Source organism: Rhodoferax sp. P1_F3 (assembly GCF_056405715.1).
In genome coordinates, this window is record NZ_JBFUBO010000003.1 from 331,289 (window position 1) to 355,069 (window position 23,781).

Sequence of the window (23,781 nt, forward strand, 5' to 3'; positions counted from 1 at the left end):
TCCGTTCGGGCTGAGCCCGTCGAAGCCCTCCAGAAGAAAGAGCCCATGCGCATCTTGCAAGTCAGTGCCGAGATTTTTCCACTCCTCAAAACCGGGGGGCTGGCCGACATTGCCGGGGCGCTGCCGGCCGCCCTGCAGGAGGCAGGCTGCGATGTGCGCGTGATGCTGCCGGGCTTTCCGGCCATCTGCGCGGGGCTGGAGGGCGCGGCGCCTGTGGGCAACTTTGCCATGCCGTGGGGCGAGCGGGTGGAGGTGGTCTACGGCACCTTGCCCGCACTGGCGCGGGAGGGGCGCACGCTGGGCGCCTATGTGCTCATGGCGCCGGACCTGTATGACCGACCCGGCAACCCCTACGAAGATGCCAACAAACAGGCCTATGGCGACAACCACCGGCGCTTTGCGGCGTTGGGCTTAGCTGCGGCCCATGTGGCGCATGGCCTGGATGCGCAGTGGCGCCCCCAATTGGTGCACAGCCACGACTGGCACGCCGCGCTGGCGCCGGCCAGCCTGGCGCTGTGGAACGAAGGGCAGGGCCCGCGTGTGCCTTCCGTGTACACCGTGCACAACCTGGCCTACCAGGGCGTGTTCGGCCCCGAGCACTTTGGCGATCTGGGTCTGCCCGGGCGCGCCTTCCATGTGCATGGCATGGAGTTCCATGGCCAGCTCTCGTTCATGAAGGCTGGCCTGTTCTATGCCAACCACATCACTACCGTCAGCCCCACCTATGCGCAAGAGATCCAGGGGCCAGAGCAGGGCTGCGGGCTGGATGGCCTGCTGCGCGCGCGCCACCACCACCTGAGCGGTATCCTGAACGCCGTGGACGACAGCGTGTGGAACCCGGGCACTGATGCGCTGATTGCGCATGCCTACGACGCCCGCCACATGACCGGCAAGGCGCAGAACAAGGCCGTGCTGCAGGCCGAAATGGGCCTCGCGCTGGAGCCCGATGCGCCGCTGTTTGCCGTGGTGAGCCGCCTGACCGAACAAAAGGGCCTGCCGCTGGTGCTGGCCGCGGTGGACGAAATCGTGGCGCGTGGCGGCCAACTGCTGGTGTTGGGCAGTGGCGAGACCGGGCTGGAGCAGGCCTTTGTGGCCCAGGCCAAGGCGAACAAGGGCCGCGTGGCCGTGAAGCTGGGCTACGACGAGACCTTTGCCCACCGCATTTTTGCGGGCAGCGATGTGACGCTGGTGCCCTCGCGCTTTGAGCCCTGTGGCCTCACCCAGATGTACGGCCTGAAGTATGGCAGCCTGCCGCTGGTGCGCCGTGTCGGTGGCCTGGCCGACACCGTGGTGGACTCTGACCTGGAAACTCTGGAAGACCGCAGCGCTACCGGCTTTGTATTTGATGATTTTGATGAAACCCAATATCGCCGCGCGGTGCGCCGGGCCTTTGCGCTCTACCACCGCAAGGCTGAATGGAGCCGCGTGCGGCAGACCGGCATGAAGCTTGCCTTCGACTGGGCTACCGCCGCTGGGCACTACACCGCGCTTTACCAAACGCTGATTCACGCATGACCACCACTCCCACTGCGACACTGCCCACCCCTGTGGATTTTGAATTTGATGCGCCCGGCCGCGACCTGGAGTCGCTGAAACGCTCCATCGCCAACAAACTGATGTTTGTGGTCGGCAAAGACCCTGCCGCCGCCCGCCCTGAAGATTGGTTACACGCGGCCGCCTATGCCGTGCGCGACCAATTGGTGGAGCGCTGGATGACCACCACGCGCGCCCAGTACGCGCAAGACGCCAAGCGCGTGTACTACCTCAGCATGGAGTTTTTGATCGGCCGCACTTTCAGCAATGCCATGCTGGCCGTGGGCCTGCGTGAGCGCGTGAAGCAGGCCCTGGCCGACTTTGGGGTGGACATGGACGCCGTGACCGAGCTGGAGCCCGATGCTGCGCTGGGCAATGGCGGCCTGGGTCGGTTGGCAGCGTGTTTTCTCGACTCCATGGCCACGCTCAACATTCCCGGCTTTGGCTATGGCATCCGCTACGACTACGGCATGTTCAAGCAAACCATTGTGGACGGCCGCCAGGTGGAGGTGCCCGACTACTGGCTCACCCATGGCAACCCCTGGGAATTTCCACGCCCCGAGGTGACCTACCGCGTGCAGTTCGGCGGCCATGTGGTGAAAGTGGGCGACGCCTACCAGTGGGTGGACAGCCACGACGTGCAGGCCATGGCCTACGACACCATCATTCCCGGCTACGCCACCAAGGCCACCAACACGCTGCGCCTGTGGTCGGCCAAGGCCACGCAGGAGATTGACCTGGGCGCCTTCAACCGTGGCAACTACTTTGCGGCGGTGGAGACCAAGAACCACTCCGAGAACGTGTCCCGCGTGCTGTATCCGGATGACTCCACGCCGTCTGGCCGTGAGTTGCGCCTGCACCAGGAGTTCTTCTTTTGCAGCGCCAGCGTGCAGGACCTGCTGCACCGCTACCTGCGCACGCACACCGGCTTTGACGAGTTGCCCAACAAGGTCAGCATCCACCTGAACGACACGCACCCGGTACTGGCTATTCCTGAGCTGATGCGTCTGCTGCTGGACGAGCACCATCTGCCCTGGGCCGATGCCTGGCGCCTGTGCCAAGGCGTGTTCAGCTACACCAACCACACGCTCATGCACGAGGCGCTGGAGACCTGGCCCGTGGAGATGATGGGCCGCATCCTGCCGCGCCACCTGCAGATCATTTACGACATCAATGCCCAGTTCCTGGCCCAGATCTCTCAGCGCGGTGGCAGTGCGGAGCTGTTGCGCAAGGTCAGCCTGGTAGATGAGGGCGGCGAGCGCCGCGTGCGCATGGCCTACCTAGCGGTGGTGACCAGCCATTCGGTCAACGGCGTGTCGGCACTGCATTCCGAGCTCATGAAGGAAAGTATTTTTCTGGATTTTGCGAACCTGTGGCCGGACCGTTTCAACAACAAAACCAATGGCATCACGCCACGCCGCTGGCTGGCGCAGGCCAACCCGGCCTTGTCCGCAGTGCTGGACAAGCAAGTGGGCACCGGCTGGCGCCGTGACCTCACGCAGCTCAGCGGGTTGAACGCCGTGCTCACGCAGCCCAAGGTGATCGAGGCCTTCCAGGGTGCCAAGCTGGCCAACAAGGAACGCCTGGCCGCCTGGGTGCAGGCCAATATGGGCCTCACCATTCCCACCGACGCGCTGTACGACGTGCAGGTCAAGCGCATCCACGAATACAAGCGCCAGCTGCTCAATGTGCTGCATGTGGTCACGCGCTATCTGCGCATCATCAAGCAGCCGAGCAGCGTGACCGTGCCACGCGTGGTGGTGTTTGCGGGCAAGGCTGCATCGGCGTACCACATGGCCAAGCAGATCATCCACCTCATCAACAACGTGGCCAGCGTGGTCAACAACGACCCGCGTGTGGGCAACCTGCTCAAGGTGGTGTTCATCCCCAACTACAGCGTGAGCTTGGCCGAGCGCATCATCCCCGCGGCCGATTTGTCCGAGCAAATCTCCACCGCCGGTACCGAGGCCTCGGGCACCGGCAACATGAAGTTTGCCTTGAACGGTGCGCTTACTATCGGCACGCTGGACGGTGCCAACGTCGAGATTCTGGAAAACGTGGGTGCTGACAACATCTTCATCTTCGGTATGACCACGCCACAGGTCGCCGCCACCCGCGCCGCGGGCTACCAGCCGCGCGCCATTGCCGAGGGCAATGCCGAGCTGACCACGGTGCTGGAGGCCATCCGTGATGGCGTGTTCAGCCCCGACGAGCCCGGCCGCTTTCAGGCCATTTACGACCTGCTGGTGAACTGGGGCGACCACTACCTGCTGCTGGCCGACTACGCGGCCTACATTGCCGCGCAGGAGCAAGTGGACCTGGCTTACGAGCACCGCGATGCCTGGGCTGTCAAAGCCCTGCGCAACGTGGCAGCCATGGGCCCGTTTTCATCGGACAGGACGATTGGGGAGTACGCAGACAAGATTTGGCGCAGCAAGCCGCTGGAGCTGGCCCCCTAGGCCCGTCCACGCAGCTTCCGCCAGACAGCGAAGGCATAACCGGGGCCCCGTGTTGGGGGACACCATGTGGAACACTGGCAAGGATAGTCGTGTCGTGGGTACGTGGGCCGCCGCATTGGCATTGGTGTGCGCGTTGCTGCCACCGGTCGGAGCCTGGGCCGCTGATAGGTGTGACAAGCTTGTGGTCACCGGCAACCCCGAATACCCACCTTACCTGTGGCGTGACCCCACCGACGACACCCGCCTGGTCGGTGCGAATGCCGACCTGATGCAGCTGCTGGCCAAGGAAATGGGTGTCAGCGTGGAGATGCGCTACGTGGGCAACTGGGCGCGCGTGCAGGAGGTGGTGCGCAGTGGCCGCGCCGACATGATTGCCGGCGCCTTCTACACCCTGCCGCGGCTGGAGTACATGGACTACTTTTACCCCGCCTTCCGCGAGACACGCTCGGTCATTTGGGTGCAGGCCAGCAAGCCCCTCAAGTACAAACAGTGGAGTGACCTGCGGGGCCTCAAGGGCGTGACCGTTATCAACAACAGCTTTGGCGAAAGCTTTGACCGCTATGCCAAAGAGTCGCTGAGTATTGATGCCGTAGCCAGTCTGGAAAGTGCGCTCAAAGTGTTGCAGGCCGGGCGTGTGGATTACCTGGTGTACGAGGAAGACCCGGGTAAGGCCTACGCCGCCAAACTGGGAATCACCGGTCTGCGCACCGTGTCACCGTCCATCAGCAACGAAAGCCTGTACGTCACGCTGTCGCACAAGTCCCCCTGCAACACCGGCGAGTTCCGCGGCCGCGTGTCCCGCGCGCTGTACACGTTGCACAAGCAGGGCGTAATGAACAAGCTGATTGAGGCGAACATCCAGCTGTGGCGCAAGCAAGCGGGCAAGCAGACGGTGATAAACAAATAGGGTTCTAGCCCCCGTGAAATAAGCGTGAGCAGCTATTGAAATAATAGCGCTGTAATCGAATCCCGAAATACCCAGGCCGCTACACACGCCAGGTTTCCCACCACCGTCAGCCAGTACCTCACCTGAAAACTCGCCTTGCTGGTCTTGTGCCGCAGCAGCCGCTGCGCTACCCATGCCGCAGGCCAACCGCCCAGTAGGCCGAGCAGGTGCAGTGTGTTCTCAGGCGTGCGCCACTGGCCGGTGCGGGCGGCGTGCTTGTCGCGCGCATAGAGCGCGAAGGTCAGCAGGTTGAGGGCGGCCCAGGCGGCTAGCCACAGGGCCATCGGGAATTAACCGGCCAGCGCCACGTAGACGTTCTGCACGTCGTCGTTGCCGTCGATGGCGGCCAGGAAGGCTTCCACTTCTTCCAGCGCTTCGGCGCTCAGGCTGGTGGGGTCCACGGGGTTCTTGGCCTTGTAGCCCAGCTTGGCGGACAGCACGTTGAAGCCGAAGTTGGGCAGGGCGCGGCTTACCAAATCGAGGTCGGTGGGGTCGGTGTAGAAGACGGTGTTGCCTTCTTCGTCGCCGGGCTCAAAGTCCTGCGCACCGGCCTCAATCGCGGCCACTTCGGCGTCGGAGTCTGCAGCGGTGGGCGCGGCTTCGATCATGCCCAGGTGGTTGAAGTCCCAGGCTACCGAGCCGCTGGTGCCCAGCTGGCCCTTGCGGAACAGCACGCGCATCTCAGGGGCGGTGCGCTTCACGTTGTCGGTCAGGCACTCCACCATCACGGCCACCTGGTGCGGGGCAAAGCCCTCGTAGATCACATGTTCGTAGTGCACCACTTCACCGGTCAGGCCCGCGCCTTTTTTGATGGCACGGTCCAGCGTTTCCTTGGGCATGGAGACCTTGCGGGCCTGTTCCACCACCAGGCGCAGCTTGGCGTTGGCGGCCGGGTCGGCCCCGCCGCGTGCGGCCACGGTAATTTCTTTCACCAGCTTGGTAAACAGCCGGCCCTTGGCATCGGCCACCAGGGCCTTGCCCTTTGCTTTCCATTGCGCGCCCATAGCGAATCTTTCTGAGTTGGATGGCGGATTTTACTTGGCAGCCTGGGCCGCTATGGCGTCTTTGGCACTGCGGCGCCATTGTTCAAAGCGTAGTTCCACCTGGGTGTGGAAGGCGTAGCTGGCCACCAGGCTCAGCACCCAGCTGGCGGCAATGAAGACCAGCGCCCATTCGGCGTCGTCCAGCTCCAGCTCTGCCCACAGCGCATTGGCCAGCAGCAGCACCGAAAAATGCACCAGAAACAGCGCGTATGAGGTGCGGCTCAGGCGGCCCACCCAGCGGTCTACCGCACGCGGCAGCGTCAGGCGGTAGCTGCCAAAGGTGGCCAGCACGGCTGAGACGCTGAGCGCCAGCGCAATCCGCGAGCGGAAGTCCACCACCAGCGAGGCCAGACCCGCGCTCAGCGTGGCCAGGTACAGGCCCAGCGCCATGACGCCGTGGCGCGCCCGCAGGCCGCCCCACCAGGCCAGTGCGCCCAGGCCATAGGCGCCAAAGAAGTAGGGTGCCCAGGCGTCCAGCGAGGCATCCATGTTGAACCAGGTGAGCGAGGCCACGGCCAGCGCGGCGACCAGGCCCAGGCTCAGCAGGCGTTGGCCGCGGCCCAGCCACAGCAGCAGCGCGATCATGGCGTAGAGCTGAAAATCTATCGCCACGTACCAGACGCCCGCGGAGAGCGAATCCACGTCCAACACGCTGTGCAGCAGGCTGGCGTGGGCGGCCAGTTGGGCCAGGCTGGGCGCGCCGGGCACCAGGTCGCCGTCCAGATGGGGGCGGGCAATGGCTGCGCACAGGATGGTCAGGCCCAGCGCGGCGGCGAACGGCACCACCAGGCGCAGGTAGCGCTGGCCCAGCGCCTGCAGCACGCTGGGCGCGCGGCGCACGGTAAACGCCATGCCGCGTGCGGCCAGGTAGCCGGCCACGACGAGAAACACCTGCACGGCAATGCGGGCGTCGTCAAACAGCCATTCGCTGGCGGAGGGGGCCACTTCGGCGGCGGCGTCGGACAACGGCCCGTAGGCCGAAAAGTGGTGCAGCACGATGCACTGGGCGGCAACGACCTTCAGGATGTCGATCAGGCGGAAATGGGAGGCAGGGGCGCGGGCAGCAGTCATCAAGCAAAAAAGAGGCGGGCCGGTTTCAGGCCAGCGTGTACAGCGGTATGTCTTTGGAAAGCGCCAGCGCATTGAGCTGCCGACGGGTTTTGCCAGCCAGAAAGGCGGCGATGGCGGTGTGGGCCTCGGGGGCGAACATGGCCAGAAGCCCCGATTGTGGCAGACCGGCCTCGGCCCCCAGCGCGGCAGCGAAGTGGGGCTCCAGCGCGGCCAGGGCCACGCGGCCGTCTTTACAGGGATAGACGCGGTAACCCGCGTGGCCGCCCCCCACGGCAGCGCCCGGCGTGGTCAGGCCCCAGCTGCGGGGCAGGGCCAGATAGCCGGCAGCGTCGGACAGGGCAATCTCCAGGTAGGCGCCTCGGCCTTTTTGCAACTGGTGGAGGCGCGCTTGCAGCACGGCCTCGGACGCCATGAGCGAGCCGCCCATGTCGGCATACAGCGTGGGCGGCAGGTCCAGGCCGGTGACCAGACCGTTTTCGGCCAGGTAGGTCAGGTCGTGGCCGGGTTCATCGGCTCGTGCGCCGGGGGCGCCCACGATGGCCACCACCGAGAGCTGGGGGTACCGCTTGTGCAGCGCCTTCCACTCCAGGCCCAGCTTTTTGAGGGCCGAGGGGCGGAACGAGGTGAGCAGCACGTCGGTGCGGGCCAATTCCTTGTGCAGGGCTTGCTGGCCTTTTTCGGTCTTGAGGTCGGCGATGGCGATCTTCATGCCCGCGTGCAGCGTGGCGTAGGCCTTGGGGTTGTAGGCGCCCATGGGGTCGCCAACCGGGGGCTCCAGCTTCACGCAGGTGGCGCCCATGGCGTGGCAGCGCATCAGCGCGGCCGGCCCCGGCAAATTCAGCGCCAGACTGAGAATGCGCACGCCTTTGAGGGGGCGCAGCGGTTTTGCGGCAGGGGCAGGGGCGCTGGTGGTCATGGTGTTTGCTATCAAAAGTGAAGCTGCTTGCGCAGATTCTACGGGGGCTAGAGCCTTGTTTCTTATACAACTGTCGCGAGTTGGACTGCCCAGGCCTTGAGCCAGGCGACGGCGTCTTCCTCGGGCTGGCTGGTCTCCATGGCGTCCAGCACGCAGATCTCGCCCACGCGCTGGGCGCCCAGGTCGCGCAGACGTTCGTCAAACTGTTTGCCGCCGCCCATGAAGCTGTCGCCATAGCTGCTGTCGCACAGCGCCACCAGGCCAAAGCGCACGTGGCCCAGGTACTTGGCCTGGGCATCCAGCGAGTGGAACAGCGCCTGGGCGTTGTCGGGCACATCGCCGCTGCCGGTGGTGCTGGTACAGATGATGAAGGCGCCGGGTTGGTCGAACACGCTGATGTCCAGGCCGTCCATGGGCAATACGGTGATCTGGGCGGCAATGTCGTCGGCGGCCATCTGCAGGGCCTGGGCCACGGCGCTGGCATTGCCGTGCACGCTGCCCACAAGAATGGTGATTTGCATAGGGGTTTCCGGAGGGTGGCGCCGATGATAGGGGCAATAATGGGGCACCTATTGTTGCCAGGTGCGCCCGTGACCACAGACCAGCTCGGTTTTGACTTTTTGCCCGATTTGCCCACGCTGCCCAGCACCAAGCCGGCAGCCAAAAAACGTGCATCCAGCGCCGCCACCAAGGCGCCTGCCAGCGCCCGCGCAGCGCCCGCCCCGGTGGCCGACGTTGTGCCTGCAGCCCCGGCACTGGATGCCGAGGCCATGGCCCGCGCGCTGGAAGCCCACCCCGACTACCGTGTGCAGCGCCGCCTGGTGCCCCGGCTGAACTGGCCGGGCACGGCCCAGGGGGCGATCAAGCGCATTCTGGTGCTGGACACCGAGACCACTGGTCTGGACCAGGCCAAGGAAAAGATCATCGAGCTGGCGCTGCTGCGCGTGGATGTGGACACCGCCACCGGCCTGCCCGTGGGCCCGGTGGTGGTGTACGACGGGCTGGAAGACCCCGGCAAACCGATTCCCAAAGAGGTGGTGGCCATTACCGGCATTACCGATGCCGATGTGCAGGGCCAGGCGCTGGACCTGGACCGCGTGGCCGAGTTGCTGGACGGGGTGGACGTGGTGATTGCCCACAACGCGGGCTTTGACCGCCCGTTTGTCGAAAGCCGCCTGCCTGCGTTTGCCAAGGTGGCATGGTCTTGCTCGTTTGCCGACATTGACTGGAAGGCCCAGGGCCGCGGCTCTGCCAAGCTGGAGAGCCTGGCGCAGGCGCTGGGCCTGTTTTACGACGCCCACCGCGCCGAGATGGACTGCCACGCGCTCTTGGCCGTGCTGGCCGTGCCACTGCCGCACGCCTCCCACACCGGCCTGGCCCAGCTGCTGGAGGCGGCGAATAACCCCAGCTACCGCCTGAGCGCCACCAACGCCCCGTTTGACGCCAAAGACCTGCTGAAGGCGCGCGGCTACCGCTGGAACGCCGACCAGCGTGTTTGGGCCACCCGCCTGGCCGACGACGCTGCGCTGCATGCCGAATTCGACTGGCTGCGCGACCAGGTCTACAACCACCGCCACGCGGCGGTGCAGATCGAAAAGATGGACGCCCTGGCCAAGTACTCCACGCGCAGTGGCGTGGTGGTGCACCAGCAGCTGTAAATTTGCGGAGGGCCTGGGATGTTGACGACCTACCACGGCAGTTGCCACTGCGGCGCGGTGCGTTTTGAAGCGGACATCGACCTGAGTGTTGCCACCTACCGCTGCAACTGCTCCATCTGCAGTCGCACGCGGTTTTGGCATGCCGTGGTGCGGCCCGCTGCGTTCCGGCTGTTGGCGGGCGAGGGCGCGCAGACCCAGTACCTGTTCAACACCGGGCTTAACCAGCACTACTTTTGCCGCCACTGTGGTGTGCGCGCCTTCGGCATTGGCAATACTCCCAATGGCCACCAGATCTACAGCGTCAACCTGGGTTGCCTGGAGGACGTGAGCCCCGAGACCCTGGCCGCGGCCCCCGTGGTGTACATCGACGGTTTGCACGACAAGGCCTCAGCGCCAGCGATCACCAGCTACCTGTAGTTCGGGAAGCGCGCCAAGCCTGAGGTCGAATTTGTGTCGGCATGTAACTTGCGTGCTATGTTGGCCATAAGGTATGACATGGAAAACAAATGGCCGTCTTCGTTGGCGCTCTCCTGGACATAGCCCCAAAGTTGGGCATCTCTATCCCCCTGCGGGCCAAGCTGCGCACGGATACAGACCACGCGTCTGCCATGGAAGCTGCTGCCGGGTTCGGGCTATGGTGGTATGACGCGCACAGCGGGCAGATTCTGCTGTCCACCCATGCAGCCAAACTGCTCGATGTGCAGGGCCGTCATCACAAAAACTTGGACGAGACCCTGATCCACGTGGTGCCCGATGATGCGGCCCGGCTGGTCGCGCTGCTGTCAGATACGGCGGTGCCTTGCACGGAGGGTGTCGAGGTGCGTGTGCTGAGTGTGGCCGACGGCATGCGCTGGCTGCGCATCTCTACGCTGCCCCATGACCCGCAGCATCCACAACTGCTCAATGGGATGTTGCAGGACATCAGCCAGGTCAAACATGCGGCGGTGCGCGAGCGGCTGGGTTTTGAGCTGACCGAATACCTGGTGGGCAGCCACGCACTGGGCGATGCCATTGACAGCGCCATCCAGCTGATTTGCAAAAATCTGGGCTGGGAGTGGGGCGCCTATTGGGGCATGGAGCACTCCGGTCTGGTGCAGCCGTACCTGGCCTGCAAGAACTTCTGGCATCCCCCCGATTACGACCTCGCGGAATTTTCGCAAGCCAGTGAAACCCTCCACATGCGGGCTGGCGAAGGCCTGGTGGGCCGTGTGTGGGAAAGTGGCGAGGCACAGTGGGTGGAGAGTATGGGCAACGACCCCAGCTTTTTGCGCCATACCAGTGCCCGGGTCTGTGGCCTGTGGTCGGGCTATGTGTTTCCGGTGACCTATGTGTCGGATGATGGAGTGCACCACCGCCCTGGCGTGCTGGAGTTTTACAGCAGCCTGTCGCGCCAGCCGGAAGCCCAATTGCCCAAGCTTTCCAAGACCATAGGCGCGCTGATTGCCCAGACCGCTGGGCGCCTGGAAAAAGAGGCCGAAATTCGGCACATGGCGCAGGTGGACGAACTCACCGAACTGGCCAACCGTGCGCACTTCTATGCCCTGTTGGACCGGCGCTGTGTGCGTGCGGCCAGGGCCAATACCGTATTCGGACTGATGTACATCGACCTGGACCGCTTCAAGCCGATCAACGATGCCTTCGGCCATGAGGCGGGCAATGTGGTGCTGCGCGGCTTTGCGGCGCGGCTCAAGCAGGTGGCGCCGGATGATGCTGTGGTAGGTCGCCTGGGGGGCGACGAGTTTGCGGTGCTGGTGCCGTGCCGCAACGATGCGGAGCTAGCCCATATCGCGCAGCAGATTCTGGAAGCCGCACGCACGCCGTTTGAGTACGAGGGCATTGAACTCACCGTGTCGGCCAGCGTAGGCATCAGCCGCTTCCCCGACAACGGCTTGACCAGCCCCGAGCTGCTGCGCAGTGCGGATGCGGCGATGTACCGCGTCAAACAAAACGGCCGCAACAACAGCGACGTGTTCTCCAACAGCAGCCCCAATTTGCTGGCGCAGCAGCAGGCTTCCATCGCCCAGCGCCTGGCGATCGAGACCGAGCTTAACCACGCGCTGCAGGACAACGCGTTGTTTTTGGCCTACCAGCCCATCTTTGATATTGCCTCGGGCCGCATGCACGGCGTGGAGGCCCTGGTGCGCTGGCGCCGCCAGGACGGCACGCTGGTGCCGCCCGACCTGTTCATCCCCATTGCTGAGCAAAGCCACCTCATCGTGGAGATCGATCAGTGGGTGATAGCCCAGGCCTGTCACGACCTGGCTACGCTGCGCGCGGCGGGGTTTGATGGCCTCAAGGTCCACGTCAACATGGCGGCCACCGAGTTTGCCAATTGCGCCTTGCCAGAAAACCTGCGCCAGTTGACAGCCTCGCTGGGCATAGACCCCAGCAGCATCTCACTGGAGCTGACCGAGGGCATGCTGATGAAGCATCCCGAGCAGGTGGTGCGCGTGATGCACGACCTGCGCAAGCTGGGGTTCGAGATCAGCCTGGACGACTTTGGCATGGGGCATTCCTCGCTGTCCATGTTGAAGAACCTGCCCATCTCGTCCATGAAGGTGGACCGCTCGTTTGTGCGTGACCTGCCCACGCAGGAGCGCGACCGCGCCATCGTCAACACCATCGTTGGCCTAGGCCAGCACATGCGACTGGATGTGATTGCTGAGGGCGTGGAAACGCTGCCGCAGCTCATGGTGTTGCGCGAGGCCGGGTGCACGCTGATCCAGGGCTTTTTGCTGAGCCGTCCGCTTAGTCTGCAAGACCTGCTGGCGCAGTTTCCCAAAGGCAAAAGCCCCGCTTAGCCCACCAGCTGGCCTTGTTTGGAAGCAAGTTCACCCGTTTGGGGGATGGGCAAATTCGTCGCGCTTTCTTAAACTTCCCGCTTCAGGGAGAAAGAGCGTGAACAAAAAACAAACCAAAGCCAAGGTGCAAGCCTTGCTAACCGCTGGTGTGGGCAAAACGGCCGTGTTCCGGCTGCTAAAGGGGCACGGCGTGCGTGACAGCGTGTTGGCGCACTACATCGCTTCGCACGTAGATGCGTCTGAGGTCGATGAGCATGCCAACAAGATCGACCGCCTGCTGTGGATCATGTATGCCCAGGCGCTGCTGGGGCTGTGGATAGGCTGGGGCATGGCGGCTGCGTGGGGGCCCGTCGGCAAGGGGGTTGCGCTGTTGCTGTGTGCCGGCCTGCCGCTGTTGTTTGCCTGGGGTTTTTACAGAAACCTGGCGGGTTTCTACAACGCCTATCTTTTGCTGCAGGTGGTGCAACTGTCCAAAGCCTTCAAAGACTTCAACGCCGAGCCCGTCATCACCTTGGTGGCGGTGGGCATCAACATCGCGGTGCTGGCCTATGTCTGGTACGTGCGCTCCAAATTGTTCCCTGACTTTCTGGCGTTCACACCAAAAAAGCAGTCGGGTAAATACGTGTTTGTGAGCTAATTTGGCCTCTGGCCCCCGTGCAATATGCGCCAGTAGCTATTGATTTAATAGCGTTCTGGTTCCTGTGCTTGGGGGCGCTCTCCCGCATTCCTTGTGAAAGGGTTTCAACTTCCTTTCACTGCTTCACCTAGCTTTCCCTATTGCGGCTGCACCGGGCACAGCGCACCATTCTCCCCATGCAGTTGTTATTGGTGGAAGATGATCTGGACCTGGTGGATGCGCTGAGCCGTGTGCTGGCTTCGCGCGGGTTGGCGCCCGTGTGCTGCGCCGACGGGCAGGAGGCCTTCGCCTTGGTGCGCAAACGCACATTTGACGTGATCGTGCTGGACCTGAGTCTGCCGGGCATGGATGGGCTGGAGTTTTTGCAGCGCATCCGCGATGCCGGCATGCGCATCCCGGTGCTGGTGGTCACGGCCCGTGGCTCGATTGGCGAGCGCGTGGAAGGACTCACGGCCGGGGCCGATGACTACCTGACCAAACCTTTTGACACCGAAGAGCTGGTGGCACGCATCAAGGCATTGGTGCGGCGCAGCCAGGGCGTGGAAGAGTTCCGCTGCGGCCATCTGCATCTGGACATGGCCAGCGGCGCCCTGATGCGCTCTGGCCGGCCGCTGGAGATTGCGCCGCGTGAGGCTGCCATGCTGCGCACCTTGATCATGCGCCCGAGGCGCCCGGTGTCACGCGATGAGTTGTTTCACGCCGTCTTTGGCGGCGAGGCTGACCACCAGCCCGACGCGGTGGATGTGCTGGCCCACCGGCTGCGCAAACGCCTGGCCGGCACCGGCACCAGTGTGTTGACCATGCGTGGTGTGGGCTACCTTCTGGTGGACGAGCTGGCCAGCGAGACACAGGTGTCCGCATGAGCCCAAGCACGGCGCCAAGCAGCAGGTCCATGCGCGTGCAGATTGCGCTGTGGTGCATGGCCTTGTCGGTGGTTACCGCCGGGGCGGTGCTGGGCCTGGCAGGGCTGGGGCTGTCATGGCGCGATGCCGAATGGTGGGGGCTGGCGATGATGGCGCTGGCGTTGCTAGGCCTGCTGGCCTGGTGGGGCGCCGGCCGCAGCCTGGCCCCCTTGCACCACCTGGCGGCCACGGTGGCGGCGCGCCGCCCGCAGGATACCGCCTTGTTGCCACATGCCCCGGCCCCCGAGCTGGAGGCCATGGTGCGTGGCCTCAACAGCCAGTGGCAGCAGCAACAGGCCGCACTCGATCAGCAGCAGCGCTTTATTGCCGAAGCCTCGCACCAGCTGCGCACGCCGCTGGCGGTGCTCAAAACCCAATTGCAAGGCGCGATAGCGGGTGAGCTGCAGACCGCAGAGACCCTGCCCAAGATGCTACGTACCGTGGACCGGGCCTCGCACCTGGCCAACCAGCTGCTGTCCAAGGCCAAGGTGGACCAGAAGCTGCAGAACGCGCAGTGGACGGACATTGACCTGCAGCACATCGCCAGTGAGGTGCTGGTGGAGTGCGCGCCGCTGATTGCGCGCAAACGCTTGGACGTGTCCCTCGAAGCACTGCCGGTGCGCCTGCACACCGACGGCTGGCTGGTGGGGGAGCTGTTGCGCAACCTGGTGGCCAATGCCATCCACCAGAGCCGCCCGAGTGGCAGCTTGGGTGTGGTGATTCGCTACCTGCCGACCGAGGTGGAGCTGCTGGTGTGGGACAACGCCGGCGGCATTGACGAGGAGGTGCGCGAGCGCCTGTTCCTGCCGTTTGAGTCGGCCAGCGGCGGCACCGGCGTGGGCCTGGGGCTGTCGATATGTAAGCAGATTGCCGTGTCCATGCAGGCCAGCCTGGACCTGTACAACCGCCTGCAGGGCGGCACCGTGGTGGGGGTGGATGCGGTAGTGCGCTGGCCGTTGCCCGAGGGGCAGACCCCGACCACGGCATCGCAGCCGGTCGCGGCGCCGCTGGCCCAACCTCTCTCGCACGCCACGCTGCGGGTTCCCGCATGAGCCAGGGGCTGCACTTGCACGGCATTGAAAAAACCTATGCGAACGGCTACCGCGCGCTGCGCGGTGTGCAGCTGCGCGTGCCCGAGCGCCGACTGACCACGTTGCTGGGGCCTTCGGGCTGCGGCAAGAGCACGCTGCTGCGCCTGGTGGCCGGGCTGGAAGTGCCGGATGCGGGCCAGATTTTCTTTCGCGGGGAAGACCTGACCCAGCGCCCGGCAGACCAGCGCGACATGAGCCTGGTCTTTCAGAGCTACGCACTGTTTCCTTACCTGTCGGTGCAGGACAACGTGCGCTATGGCCTCAAGGTACAAGGCATGCCGGCGGCCGTGCAGGCCGAGCGCTGTTCCCAGGTTATCGGCCTGCTGGGCCTGGACGGGCTGGAAGACCGCCTGCCCCACGAGCTTTCCGGCGGGCAGCAGCAGCGCACCGCGCTGGCACGCGCCCTGGCCCTGCAGCCCGCGCTGGTGCTGCTGGACGAGCCCCTCTCCAACCTGGACGCCAACCTGCGCCGCCATATCCGCGAGGACATTCGCCAGCTGCAGCAGCGCCTGGGGCTGACGGTGCTCTATGTCACCCACGACCACGCCGAGGCCATGTCGGTCAGCGACCAGGTGGTGGTGATGCAGGAAGGGCGCGTGGTGCAGATTGGTTCCCCGCGCGACATCTACGAACAGCCGCAGACGGAGTTCGTTGCCCGCTTTATGGGCGACTCGACTGTGTTCGAGGCGCATTGCGATGGCGCCGGGCAGGTCACCCTGGGCCCGCTCACCATCGACGCCGGCCAGGGCTTGCGCCATGGGGCTGTGCAGGTGGTGGTGCGGCCACAGGCTTGGCGCATAGAGCCCGCCGGTACCCAGGGGCTGGCCGGCAAAGTGCTGCGCAGCGCCTATCTTGGCCGCACGGCGGAGATGTGGGTGCAGACCGCACTGGGTAGCCTGCTCGTCATCTCGGACCTGACCGGCCGCCGCCACGAGGCCGGGGCACCGGTCAGTCTTTTTCTGTCGCGAAAAGGGGTTAGCGTCCTTTTGCCCACAAGTGTTTCGACCCCTCAGACCGTTCCGGTCTTTCAATCTAGGAGACAACCATGAAAAAAAATGAATTGCTGGTGCTGACCCTCATGGCTGCGGCCGGAGTGTCGGCTTCTGCCCAATCGGGTGGCGAGGTCAACATCATCTGCTCCGGCCAGGCGCCCTGGTGCAGCATGATTGCCGTCACGTTCGAGAAGAGCCAGGGTGTCAAGGTCAACATGACGCTCAAGGGTTCGGGCGAGGCGGTGGCCCAGCTCATGGCCGAGCGTGCCAACCCCAAGACGGATGTGTTCTTTGGTGGCACGGGTGACCCGCACCTGGTGGCGGCCGAGCAGAACCTCACGCAGGAGTACAAATCGCCCATGCTGCCCAAGCTCTACGACTGGGCGCAAAAGCAGGCCGCGCAGTCGGGCTACAAGACGGTGGGCATCTATTCCGGCCCGCTGGGCTTTGGCTACAACACCGAGCTGCTGGCCAAGAAGAAGCTGGCCGTGCCCAAGACCTGGACCGACCTGATCAAGCCCGAGTACAAGGGCGAGATCCAGTCCGCCAACCCGTCGTCCAGTGGCACGGCTTACACCATGATCGCCACGCTGGTGCAGCTGATGGGCGAAGACAAAGCCTTTGACTATCTGGCCAAGCTGCACAAGAACATTGCCACTTATCAGCGCTCGGGCGTGGGCCCTATCAAGGCCGTGGCACGCGGCGAGGCGGCCATCTCCATCAGCTTTGTGCACGACGGCCCGGGTGAAAAAGCCCAGGGCTTTCCGCTGGAAACCATCACCCCCAGCGACGGCACGGGCGCGGAGATTGGCTCCATGTCCATCGTGCGCGGTGCGCGCAATCTCGACGCGGCCAAGAAGTTCTACGACTGGGCGCTGACCCCTGGTGCCCAGGCTCTGGGTGCGGCCACGCTGCAGTTCCAGCTGCCGTCCAACCGCGAGACCAAGGTGGACCCGCGCGTGCCCGACTTCCGCAAGATCAAGATGATTGACTACGACTACGCCAAGTACGGCCAGTCCGCCGAGCGCAAGCGCCTGATCCAGCGCTGGGAGCGCGACGTCAACGGCCAGGGCCGCTAAGCCTCGCCATCTGATCCGCCCCGCCGCACACTGCGGCGGGTTTGCACTGTCTTTCTCTCCACATTCATGACACACGAACATCCGTGGCGCCTGCACCGCGCCATTGCCTTGTGGCTGGCGCTGGGCCTGGCGGCCTTTGTGCTGCTGCCCTGGTATTTTTTGCAAAGCGGCGGGCTGGGGGACGCCTTGTCGGGCGTCTGGGGTGGCCCATCCACGGCCAGTGGTTGGACGCAAGCCTGGAGCCACCACCGCATCTGGCTGGCATCGGGCCTGGCCGGCTTGCTGCTGGCCGGCACGGCGCTGCTGAGCCCACACGCCCGCCTGCAGGGGCTGCTGCTGTGCGGCGGGGCTGGGCTGGGCCTGGCCGGGCTGCTGCTCAGCGGTTTTGCCATTGGCATGGTGGGCTGGTCCTGGGATTGGCTCAACGCGCTGATGGGCCCTATCGAGCTGACCCAGCCTGGCATGGGCTGGGGTGGCTTTGTGGTGGTGGTGTGCCTGCTGGCGCTGCTGTCGATCGGGGTGACCCGGCTGGGTGGCTTCAAGGGCGATGCTTTTGTGGCTGGCGCGGTGCTAGGCTGCGCGGCGCTGCTGGCGCTGTTTGTGGTCTACCCGGTGCTCAAGTCGCTGATGGGCAGTGTGCTCAATGACGAGGGGCGGTTTGCCGCGGCTGCGCTTTGGGAGCGCATCGGCACGGTGCGCATCTGGGGCCTGGGTTGTATGGTGTCGCAAAGCCGCTGCGGTGTGGCCTGGAACACGCTGGGCCTGGCCCTGCTGACGGCAGCAGGCACCACGTTCCTGGGCACCCTGATCGCCCTGTGGGCCGAGCGCGAGGCCAAGCGGCTGGCGCGTCCGCTCAACATTCTGGCCATGTTGCCCATCATCACGCCGCCGTTTGTGGTGGGCTTGGGGTTGATCTTGCTGTTCGGTCGTGCTGGGCTCTACAACCAGTTCATGGAGTGGGCCTTCCATATCGAACCCACGCGCTGGTTCTACGGTTTCTTTGGGGTCTGGCTGGCGCAACTGTTTGCCTTTACGCCCATCGCCTTCATGATCATGCGCGGGGTGGTGCAGGGCGTGAGCCCGTCCATGGAAGAGGCGTCGCAGACCCTGCGCGCCAACCGCATGCAGACCTTCTGGAGCGTGACGCTGCCATTGCTCAAGCCCGGCCTGGCGAATGCCTTCCTCGTCGGCTTCATCGAAAGCATGGCCGACTTCGGCAACCCTATTGTGGTGGGCGGGCAGTTTGCCGTGCTGTCCACCGAAATCTTCTTTGCCATCGTTGGCTCTTCGCTGGACCCCGGCATGGCGGCGGCGCTGTCGCTTATCCTCACGCTGTTTGCGCTGGTGGTGTTCTTCATCCAGCGCCGCGTGCTGGGTAAGGGCAGCTTCACCACAGTGGCAGGCAAGGGCGACGCGGGCTTGCCCATGCCGCTGCCAGCGGCCGTGCGCAAGCTCTGCCTGGGCGTGGCCGGGCCCTGGCTGCTGTTCACGCTGGTGGTCTACCTGTTTGCCTTTGCCGGTGGCTTTGTGCAGACCTGGGGGCGCGACTACACGCCCACGCTGAATCACTTCCGCACGGCGTTTGATGTGCAGTGGGGCGCGTTCGGCTGGGTCTGGGCCGGCACAGCCTGGAACTCGCTGTTCACCACGCTGTCATTGGCGGCCATGGCGGCCCCCATCTGCGCGGGCATGGGCCTGTTGATTGCCTGGCTGCTGGCACGCACCGAGTTCCGTGGCAAGGCTACCTTCGAGTTCTCGGCGCTGCTGACCTTTGCCGTGCCCGGCACGGTGCTGGGGGTGAGCTACATCCTGGCCTTCAACGTGCCGCCCGTGGAGCTGACGGGCACCGGGCTCATCATCGTGCTGTGCTTTGTGTTCCGCAACCTGCCGGTGGGCGTGCGGGCGGGCACGGCGGCCTTCAAGCAGCTGGACCGTTCGCTGGACGAGGCCTCGCTGATGCTGCGCGCCAACACGCTGACCACGCTGCGCCGGGTGGTGCTGCCGCTTATCAAGCCGGCGCTGGTGGCTGCGCTGGTGTATTCCTTTGTGCGCTCCATCACCACCGTGTCAGCGGTGATCTTTCTGGTCACGGCGCAGTACGAGCTGTCCACCACCTACATCATCGGCCGCGTGGGCAATGGCGACTATGGCGTGGCGCTGGCCTATTGCACGGTGCTCATCGTGCTGATGTCCTGCAGCACGCTGCTGGTGCAGGCCCTGGTGGGCGAACGCAAGCTGGGTCGCCGGGCAACACCGGCGGCGCATTGAACTTCATTTGATCGGGTTTCTCATGACAACTACCAACACAGGCATCTCCTTCCGTCAGGTCATCAAGCGCTATGGCGGCGCCAATAGCCCGCTGGTCGTGCGCGGCATCGACTTCGAGGTGCGTAAGGGCACGCTCACCACCATCCTGGGCCCCTCGGGCTGTGGCAAGACCACCACGCTGCGCATGATTGCTGGTCTGGAGACACCGTCTGGCGGGCAGATATTCATCGACGGCCGTGACGTGACCAACCTGGGACCTGCTGAGCGGAATGTGAGCATGGTGTTTCAGAGTTATGCGCTGTTCCCCCATATGTCGGTGCTGGAAAATGTGGCCTACGGGCTGACGGTGAGCGGTGTGCCCAAGTCCGAGGTGCAAGACCGCGCCCGGGCCGCCATGGCGCTGGTGGGATTGGGGGGCTACGAGGCACGCTACCCGGCAGAGTTGTCGGGCGGTCAGCAGCAACGCGTTGCGTTGGCACGTGCGCTGGTGCTGGAGCCGTCAGTGCTGCTGTTTGACGAGCCGCTTTCCAATCTGGACGCGCGCCTGCGCCGCTCCATGCGCGAAGAAATTCGCAGCCTGCAGCAGCGCCTCAAGCTCACGGTGGCCTATGTCACCCACGACCAGAGTGAGGCCCTGGCGGTGAGCGACCAGATCATCGTGATGGATGGCGGCCTGATCGCCCAGGCCGGTAGCCCGCGCGAGCTTTACGAGAACCCGAAGACCGAGTTTGTGGCCGGCTTCATGGGCGAGGCCGTGCTGCTGGATGGCGTGTGCGAAGCCGAAGGCGCCGTGCGCCTGGGTCCGCTGACCCTCACCACGCCCCAGCGCGTGGCCACCGGCCCGGTGAAGGTGGCGATCCGCCCGGAAGCCTGGTCGGTACACGATGGACATGGGCAGGGGCTGCTGGGCACCGTGTCCAAGGCGGCCTACCTGGGCTCCTTCCAGGAGCTGACCGTGGATACCAGTCTGGGGGAGATCTTTGTGGTGTCGTCTGACGCGCAGGGCAGCTGGAGCAGCGGCGATGCCGTGACCCTGCAACTGTCGGAGCGTGGGGTGTCGGTGGTGGCGGTTTAGGCCACTTCGCGCGCCATGCCCTGCGTTAGTGACAGGGCCCTGGCCGCCTCGCGCAGGTGTTCGCGCACGTCGGCCATGTCCGGGCCTATGTGGCGGTCGATGCGGCGAATGTAGGGGCAGGTGAGGGTGGCCAGCGCCGTGTTGTCGGGTCCCAGGATGGGGAAGGAAATATCGATCACGCCCAGTGTTTGCGCACTGTCGCGCTCCAGGAACCCACGTTCGCGCACGCTGGACAGAGTGGCCTGCAAGGCCGTTTCGGTGATGGGCACCTCGCCGTCCAGCGGTGTGTGTTCGGCCAGCATGCGGCGGTAGCTTCCTTCGTCGGCAAAGGCCAGCAGCAGGTGACCCGAGGCCGTGTCCAGCAGGCCCACGCGTGCACCGCGTTGCACCGCAAAGCTCCAGCCGCTGGGGCTGTTGATCTGTGCGCTGATCAGCACATTGCCGCGGTCATACACCCCCATGTGGCAGGACTGCTCCGCCTTGCGCGCAAATTCGTCCATTACGGGCAGCGCCTGGTTGATCAGGCGGCTCAAGGGCGGGTGCATATTGGCCAGTGCAAACAGCTTGAGGCTCAGCGCATAGCGGTCCCCCGACGGGTTGCGCATCACGTATTGGCGCACCACCAAGCGCTCCAGCATGCGGTAGATCTCGCTGGCGCTGCGGTCCATTTCCTTCACGATTTCGGCACGTGTCAGGCCATGCGGCTGCGTGGCCAGCAGTTCCAGAATGTCCAGCCCTTTGTCCAGAGCGGGCGCGCGGTAGCGCTCGTCGGTGGCCAGCAGGTCCTGCGGTTCTTCGGTCTTGGGGCGGCGGCCGCGGGGCTTGGGTTCTGGCGTGGTCATGGGTGGTGCACTTTCGTTCTTGGGTTTTTATAGCAGAGCCTCCGTGGCCTAGGGTAAGTCCTAGTCCTTGCAGCAGCAAACATGCCTATCATTCTGCTTCATACATGAATTGTTTATTCATATTTGAATTATTAAACCGGAGTCAGCAGCATGGGTCAAGGGCGTTTGCAAGGTAAAACAGTGCTTATCACCGCCGCGGCGCAGGGTATTGGCCGGGCCAGCGCACTGGCCTGTGCAGCCGAGGGAGCCCGCGTGATTGCCACCGACATCAACCAGGCGTTTCTGGACACCTTGGCTGCCGAGCACAGCAGCATCCAGGTGGAGCTGCTGGACGTACGCAATGACGCGGCTGTGGCGGCTCTGGCTGCCCGCACCCCAGCGCTGGACGCCCTGTTTAACTGCGCGGGCATGGTGGCCAACGGCAGTGTGCTGGAGTGCACGGAAGCAGACTGGGACCTGAGCTTTGACCTGAACGTGAAAAGTATGTTCCGCATGACACGCGCCTTTTTGCCGGCCATGCTGGCCAAGGTCGAGACGCAAGGCGGCAGCGTGTCCATCATTAACATGGCGTCCATGGCGTCCAGCATCAAAGGCTTTGCCAACCGCTGCGCCTACGGAACCACCAAGGCCGCGGTCATTGGCCTGACCAAATCGCTGGCGGCCGACTATGTGAAGGCTGGCCTGCGCGCCAATGCGCTGTGCCCTGGTACGGTAGATACCCCGTCGCTGCGCGGGCGCATTGCCAGTGCTGCCGACCCGGTGCAGGCTGAAAAAGACTTCATTGCCCGCCAGCCCATGGGGCGCCTGGCCACGGTGTCGGACATCACCCCCATGGTGGTGTATCTCGCCAGTGACGAATCGCGCTTTGTCACCGGGCAGACCCTGCTGGTCGACGGTGGCGTCACCATTTGAGCGTCGTAACACCCAAGGCCTGATCGTGACCCCACTGGTTTCCGTACAAAACCTCAGCAAATCGTTTCCCGGCGTGAAGGCGCTGGATGGCGTGCGCTTTGACCTGATGCCCGGCGAGGTGCATGCCCTGATGGGCGAGAACGGCGCGGGCAAGTCCACGCTGATGAAAATTCTGGCCGGCGTCTACCGCAAGGACAGCGGCGAGGTGCTGCTGGACGGCAAGCCGGTGGAGATTGACAGCCCGGCGCATGCGCAGTCGCTGGCCATTGGCATCATCCACCAAGAGTTGCACTTGATGGGCCATCTGACGGCGGCACAAAACATTTACCTGGGGCGCGAGCCCCGCAAAACAGGCGGCCTGTTTCTGGACGAAGCGCAGCTCAACCGCGACGCGCAGGAATTGTTTGACCGCATGCACCTGGCGCTGGCGCCCACCACCCCGATTGGCGAGCTGACCGTGGCCCGCCAGCAGATGGTGGAGATTGCCAAGGCGCTGTCGCACAAGTCGCGCGTGCTCATCATGGACGAGCCCACGGCTGCCCTGAACAATGCTGAGATTGAAGACCTGTTCCGCATCATTCGTCAGCTGAAAAGTGAGGGCGTTGGCATTGTTTACATCTCGCACAAGATGGACGAAATCCAACGTATTGCCGACCGCATCACCGTGATGCGCGATGGCGCCTACATTGCCACCGTACCGGCTGCGACACCCATGTCCGACGTGATCGCCATGATGGTGGGCCGCAAACTGGAGCAGGCCGAAAAGACGATTCCCAATACCTCGACCAATGAGGTGCTGCTGGAGGTACGTGGTCTCAACCGTGGCCGCGCGATCCGCGACGTGAACTTCAGCGTGCGCCGTGGTGAGATTCTGGGTTTTGCCGGGCTCATGGGCGCGGGCCGCACCGAGGTGGCGCGCGCCGTGTTTGGTGCCGACCCGATTGAGTCGGGCGAAGTGCGAGTGCGCGGGCAGGTGATTCGTCTGAGCTCGCCACAAGACGCGGTGCAGGCCGGCATTGGCTACCTGTCTGAAGACCGCAAGCACTTTGGCCTGGCCACCGGCATGGATGTGGAATCCAACATCACGCTACCCAGCTTGAAGCGCTGGCTAAAGTGGGGCGTATTTTTGAACCGCCCAGCCATCCGCACGGTCTCGCAACAGATGGTGGAGAAGCTGCGCATCAAGACGCCGTCGCTGACACAGACCGCCAAGCTGCTGTCCGGTGGCAACCAGCAAAAGGTGGTGATTGCCAAGTGGCTGGTGCAGGACTGCGAGGTACTGATTTTTGACGAACCCACGCGCGGTATCGACGTGGGCGCCAAGAGCGAAATCTACAAGCTGCTCAACGACCTGGCCGCCCAGGGGCGCGCCATCATTGTGATTTCCAGCGAACTGCCCGAAGTGCTGCAACTGAGCCACCGCGTGCTGGTGATGTGCGAAGGCCGCATTACCGGCGAGGTGCGTGGCGACGAGGCTACGCAGGAGCAGCTTATGGCGCTGGCCACGCGGCGCGAGACAGACAACCCAGCAGCGGTTGTGCACTGACATTCATAAA

The 23,781-nt window shown here is 64.3% G+C and carries 21 protein-coding genes; 15 read left to right on the forward strand and 6 right to left on the reverse strand.

The genetic code is table 11. The annotated features are described in order from the left end of the window. Nucleotides 1-45 precede the first annotated feature (45 nt). The 3 genes from glgA (at nucleotide 46) to AC1DZ5_RS07520 (ending at nucleotide 4,899) form a co-directional block, all read left to right on the forward strand. Nucleotides 46-1,515, forward strand: a complete 1,470-nt coding sequence (glgA, locus tag AC1DZ5_RS07510) for a glycogen synthase GlgA (RefSeq protein WP_477887627.1) — start codon at nucleotides 46-48, stop codon at nucleotides 1,513-1,515. Further along, nucleotides 1,512-3,992 (forward strand): glycogen/starch/alpha-glucan phosphorylase, encoded by a 2,481-nt coding sequence (locus AC1DZ5_RS07515; protein ID WP_477887629.1) that lies wholly within the window; start codon nucleotides 1,512-1,514, stop codon nucleotides 3,990-3,992. The genes glgA and AC1DZ5_RS07515 overlap by 4 nt, the downstream gene beginning before the upstream one ends. A 94-nt stretch (nucleotides 3,993-4,086) precedes the next feature. Continuing rightward, nucleotides 4,087-4,899 carry a substrate-binding periplasmic protein gene (locus tag AC1DZ5_RS07520; protein ID WP_477887631.1) on the forward strand — a complete coding sequence of 271 codons (813 nt, stop codon included), beginning with the start codon at nucleotides 4,087-4,089 and terminating at the stop codon, nucleotides 4,897-4,899. 32 nt (nucleotides 4,900-4,931) lie between these two features. Here AC1DZ5_RS07520 and AC1DZ5_RS07525 read toward each other — a convergent pair whose 3' ends face one another. The 5 genes from AC1DZ5_RS07525 to AC1DZ5_RS07545 all read right to left on the reverse strand — a co-directional run bounded on the left by AC1DZ5_RS07525 (nucleotide 4,932) and on the right by AC1DZ5_RS07545 (nucleotide 8,489). Beyond that, on the reverse strand, nucleotides 4,932-5,222 hold the full coding sequence (locus tag AC1DZ5_RS07525; RefSeq protein WP_477887633.1) for a DUF1294 domain-containing protein: 291 nt from the start codon (nucleotides 5,220-5,222) through the stop codon (nucleotides 4,932-4,934). A 6-nt stretch (nucleotides 5,223-5,228) separates the two neighbouring features. Then, a complete protein-coding gene (locus AC1DZ5_RS07530; protein ID WP_477887635.1) occupies nucleotides 5,229-5,942 on the reverse strand; it encodes a YebC/PmpR family DNA-binding transcriptional regulator in 714 nt (237 codons plus the stop codon). Nucleotides 5,943-5,972: 30 nt separating this feature from the next. Then, on the reverse strand, nucleotides 5,973-7,052 hold the full coding sequence (locus AC1DZ5_RS07535) for an acyltransferase family protein (protein ID WP_477887637.1): 1,080 nt from the start codon (nucleotides 7,050-7,052) through the stop codon (nucleotides 5,973-5,975). Between the two features lie 25 nt (nucleotides 7,053-7,077). Beyond that, on the reverse strand, nucleotides 7,078-7,968 hold the full coding sequence (locus AC1DZ5_RS07540) for a CoA transferase (protein WP_477887639.1): 891 nt from the start codon (nucleotides 7,966-7,968) through the stop codon (nucleotides 7,078-7,080). A gap of 62 nt (nucleotides 7,969-8,030) precedes the next feature. After that, nucleotides 8,031-8,489: a flavodoxin domain-containing protein gene (locus AC1DZ5_RS07545; RefSeq protein ID WP_477887641.1), complete on the reverse strand. Its 459-nt coding sequence runs from the start codon at nucleotides 8,487-8,489 to the stop codon at nucleotides 8,031-8,033. Nucleotides 8,490-8,558: 69 nt separating this feature from the next. Here AC1DZ5_RS07545 and AC1DZ5_RS07550 point away from each other — a divergent pair, with 69 nt between their 5' ends. From AC1DZ5_RS07550 to AC1DZ5_RS07595, 10 genes are all read left to right on the forward strand, one after another. Next, nucleotides 8,559-9,626: a 3'-5' exonuclease gene (locus tag AC1DZ5_RS07550; protein WP_477887643.1), complete on the forward strand. Its 1,068-nt coding sequence runs from the start codon at nucleotides 8,559-8,561 to the stop codon at nucleotides 9,624-9,626. 18 nt (nucleotides 9,627-9,644) lie between these two features. Next, nucleotides 9,645-10,043 (forward strand): GFA family protein, encoded by a 399-nt coding sequence (locus tag AC1DZ5_RS07555; protein ID WP_477887645.1) that lies wholly within the window; start codon nucleotides 9,645-9,647, stop codon nucleotides 10,041-10,043. An 89-nt stretch (nucleotides 10,044-10,132) separates the two neighbouring features. Then, nucleotides 10,133-12,427 (forward strand): EAL domain-containing protein, encoded by a 2,295-nt coding sequence (locus AC1DZ5_RS07560; protein WP_477887647.1) that lies wholly within the window; start codon nucleotides 10,133-10,135, stop codon nucleotides 12,425-12,427. A 97-nt stretch (nucleotides 12,428-12,524) separates the two neighbouring features. Beyond that, nucleotides 12,525-13,064, forward strand: a complete 540-nt coding sequence (locus tag AC1DZ5_RS07565) for a hypothetical protein (protein WP_477887649.1) — start codon at nucleotides 12,525-12,527, stop codon at nucleotides 13,062-13,064. Nucleotides 13,065-13,240: 176 nt separating this feature from the next. Beyond that, complete coding sequence (locus AC1DZ5_RS07570; RefSeq protein ID WP_477887651.1) at nucleotides 13,241-13,927, forward strand: response regulator; 687 nt, start codon at nucleotides 13,241-13,243, stop codon at nucleotides 13,925-13,927. Nucleotides 13,928-13,956: 29 nt separating this feature from the next. Continuing rightward, on the forward strand, nucleotides 13,957-15,018 hold the full coding sequence (locus tag AC1DZ5_RS07575) for a sensor histidine kinase (protein ID WP_477887653.1): 1,062 nt from the start codon (nucleotides 13,957-13,959) through the stop codon (nucleotides 15,016-15,018). Then, nucleotides 15,015-16,106 (forward strand): ABC transporter ATP-binding protein, encoded by a 1,092-nt coding sequence (locus AC1DZ5_RS07580; RefSeq protein ID WP_477887655.1) that lies wholly within the window; start codon nucleotides 15,015-15,017, stop codon nucleotides 16,104-16,106. The genes AC1DZ5_RS07575 and AC1DZ5_RS07580 overlap by 4 nt, the downstream gene beginning before the upstream one ends. Further along, nucleotides 16,103-17,128, forward strand: coding sequence for an ABC transporter substrate-binding protein (locus AC1DZ5_RS07585; protein ID WP_477887657.1), 1,026 nt, complete (start codon nucleotides 16,103-16,105; stop codon nucleotides 17,126-17,128). Before AC1DZ5_RS07580 ends, AC1DZ5_RS07585 begins: the two co-directional genes overlap by 4 nt. A 66-nt stretch (nucleotides 17,129-17,194) precedes the next feature. Further along, a complete protein-coding gene (locus AC1DZ5_RS07590; protein WP_477887659.1) occupies nucleotides 17,195-19,396 on the forward strand; it encodes an ABC transporter permease in 2,202 nt (733 codons plus the stop codon). A 22-nt stretch (nucleotides 19,397-19,418) separates the two neighbouring features. Beyond that, nucleotides 19,419-20,471 carry an ABC transporter ATP-binding protein gene (locus AC1DZ5_RS07595; RefSeq protein ID WP_477887661.1) on the forward strand — a complete coding sequence of 351 codons (1,053 nt, stop codon included), beginning with the start codon at nucleotides 19,419-19,421 and terminating at the stop codon, nucleotides 20,469-20,471. Here AC1DZ5_RS07595 and AC1DZ5_RS07600 read toward each other — a convergent pair. After that, complete coding sequence (locus AC1DZ5_RS07600; RefSeq protein ID WP_477887663.1) at nucleotides 20,468-21,313, reverse strand: IclR family transcriptional regulator; 846 nt, start codon at nucleotides 21,311-21,313, stop codon at nucleotides 20,468-20,470. The genes AC1DZ5_RS07595 and AC1DZ5_RS07600 overlap by 4 nt on opposite strands. Before the next feature lie 150 nt (nucleotides 21,314-21,463). On the opposite strand from AC1DZ5_RS07600, the gene AC1DZ5_RS07605 reads away from it, so the two are divergent. Both AC1DZ5_RS07605 and AC1DZ5_RS07610 read left to right on the forward strand, forming a co-directional pair. Next, nucleotides 21,464-22,225, forward strand: a complete 762-nt coding sequence (locus AC1DZ5_RS07605; protein WP_477887665.1) for an SDR family oxidoreductase — start codon at nucleotides 21,464-21,466, stop codon at nucleotides 22,223-22,225. 25 nt (nucleotides 22,226-22,250) lie between these two features. Further along, nucleotides 22,251-23,771 (forward strand): sugar ABC transporter ATP-binding protein, encoded by a 1,521-nt coding sequence (locus AC1DZ5_RS07610; protein ID WP_477887667.1) that lies wholly within the window; start codon nucleotides 22,251-22,253, stop codon nucleotides 23,769-23,771. The last annotated feature ends 10 nt before the right edge of the window (nucleotides 23,772-23,781 follow it).